Annotated in this window: 2 protein-coding genes; both read right to left on the reverse strand. The window is 78.0% G+C overall.

Annotation, left to right across the window (positions count from 1 at the left end; all coding sequences use genetic code 11):
- A partial coding sequence (locus tag B0E53_RS35860) for a hypothetical protein (RefSeq protein WP_210406357.1) occupies positions 1-666 on the reverse strand: 666 nt, incomplete at its 3' end.
- Positions 663-1,913: a DUF4255 domain-containing protein gene (locus B0E53_RS35865; RefSeq protein ID WP_107079861.1), complete on the reverse strand. Its 1,251-nt coding sequence runs from the start codon at positions 1,911-1,913 to the stop codon at positions 663-665. The genes B0E53_RS35865 and B0E53_RS35860, both read right to left, overlap by 4 nt.
- Positions 1,914-2,087 lie beyond the last annotated feature (174 nt).

The following is a 2,087-nucleotide window of genomic DNA, read 5'->3' on the forward strand; positions in this document are numbered from 1 at the left end:
GGCCGCGACGACCGGCAGGTTGGCCGGCTGCGGCCCCTGGAGCACGGCGGGGCGGCCGTGCTCCCAGACGGTGCGGATGGTGGCGGCGACGGCGGCGAACGCGGGCGGCAGCGCGGCGGGCGGCGGTACGGGCCGGGCCACGGCCGCGAGGTCGGGTTCCAGGTAGCGAACGCCCATGAGGTGGTGCAGCACCCGTTCCTCGGTGACCAGCGGGCTGCCGGTGGGGGTGTCCGGGTCGAGCAGGCGGACCAGGTCCCAGCGGCGCAGCGGCGCGTCGGGGGTGAGCGCGCTCCAGTGCGCGCCGGGCAGCGCGGCCAGGGCGAGACCGAAGGTGGGGCGGGGCTGCCCGTGTGCGGCGGTGAGTTCGTCGGCCACCTCGCCCGCCAGCTCCGGGCCGGTGGCCAGCAGCAGCACCGCCCGTTCGAAGCCGGTGAGCCGCAGCGCGGCGGCGAGCCCGTCGAGCGCCGTGGGCCGGTCGAGCAGCGCGCGGGCCGACGCCAACCGCCCCTCCGCCGCAGCGAGTTCCGCCCGGTCGGGTTCCCCCGGGTATGCGACGAGCCGCACCCGCAGCACGTCCAGCTCGGCGACGAGCGCCAGCCGGTTCGCCTCGTCCCAGGAAAGGCCGGGCGGGTCGGCCGGGCGGGCCCGGCGGCCGGCGGCGGTCACGGCACGGTCAGGGCGGGCGCGCCGTAAACCTCTCCGACCAGGTCGGGCAGGCTGTCCACGCCGTCGACCTGCACCCGTACCAGCCAGTCGCCGCTGGGCACGTCGCCGGCGGCGAGGGCGAGCCGGTCCTGCGGGGCGGCGTCCGGGGCGAGCGGTGCGAGCCGGATGCTCAGCGCGTCCGGCTCGCCGGGCGGGCCGGGGGTGAGCCGGCTGAGCAGGACGGTGGCCCGCTGCCGGGGCATCAGCGGCGGGTCGACCCCGAGCACGATGTGGGGCGGGCCGTCCACCACCGACGCGGTGGGGCGGACCAGCAGCGGCAGCGCGTTGGAGCCGCCGGTGACCCGGGCGGGCGCGCCGCCGGCGGCCGGCGTGATGTGCGCGACCCGTACGCCGTGCAGCCCGGCCGGCACGGCGGCGTCGAGGGTGACCGCCAGCGTGGTGTCGGTGCCGCCCGGCCCGGGGGTGAGGGTGGCCGGTCCGATGTGGATCAGGGTGGTCTGCCCGGGCCGGCCGCGCAGCCCGGCGCCGCGCAGCTCGACCCGGTCGCCGGTGGCGGCGGTCCCGCCGGGCGGGTCGGTGACCAGGGCGGTCAGCACGGTGGGGCCGTCGGCGAGGACGGTGACGGTCCGCTGCCGCACCGGCAGCGCCCGGCGCGGGGTGACGTCCGCCTCGACCAGCGCGGCCGTCGCCACGTACGTCTGGGAGAGCTGGTGCGGGGTGGCGAAGGTGGCCCACAGCTTGGACATCTCCTCCACCGACAGCGTGTACGGGGCGACCTTGACCCGCTCCACCTGGTCGGCCAGGTCGGACTCGGCGAGGAAGGCGGTCGGCACGTCGTCGGCGTACAGGTCGATCGCGGCGGTGACGACGTCCCGGGTCAGCGTCGGGGTGACCGCGAGGGCGAGTACGGCCCGGCCGAGCAGCCGCTGCGCGTCGAGGGACTCGGCCTCCCCGTAGCAGGTGAGCAGGTAGTACAGGTCGAGCGCGGCGACCGGCCGGCGGGTGAACCCGCCGTCGCGGCCCCGGGTGGGCAGGTCGCTGAGGTTCCACGCGTGGTTGGGGCGCACGTCGTACAGGTAGATGTTGATGCCGGGCGTGGAGACCAGCGCGGTGTCGGAGAGCTGGTTGGGGCGCAGCGTGGTGACGGTGGCGCCGCCGACGGGCCCGGGGTGGGTGGCGTCGAGGGCCCGTTCGAGGACGTACCGCAGGGTCGAGGTGACCGCGGCGATGGCGAGGCTGTTACTCATCGGCCCTCCCGGCGGCGGGCGAGGTACGCGGCGTGGTCCACGGTGGACCGGGCCGGGGGCGCCGGTGCGGGCGGCGGCGGGGTGGGCGCGCGGGTGACCACGACCCGGTCGATGTGCAGGTGGACGTCGCCGGGCGGCGGGGCGTCCTCGGCCGCCGCGGGCGGCGGGGTGGGC

Origin of the sequence: Micromonospora sp. MH33 (assembly GCF_003013775.1) — a bacterium.
GTDB classification, from domain to species: Bacteria; Actinomycetota; Actinomycetes; order Mycobacteriales; family Micromonosporaceae; genus Micromonospora; species Micromonospora fulviviridis.

Coding starts and splice junctions, on each gene's coding strand:
- B0E53_RS35865 (WP_107079861.1), bottom strand. CDS start 1,913: ATGAGTAACAGCCTCGCCATCGCCGCGGTCACCTCGACCCTGCGGTAC.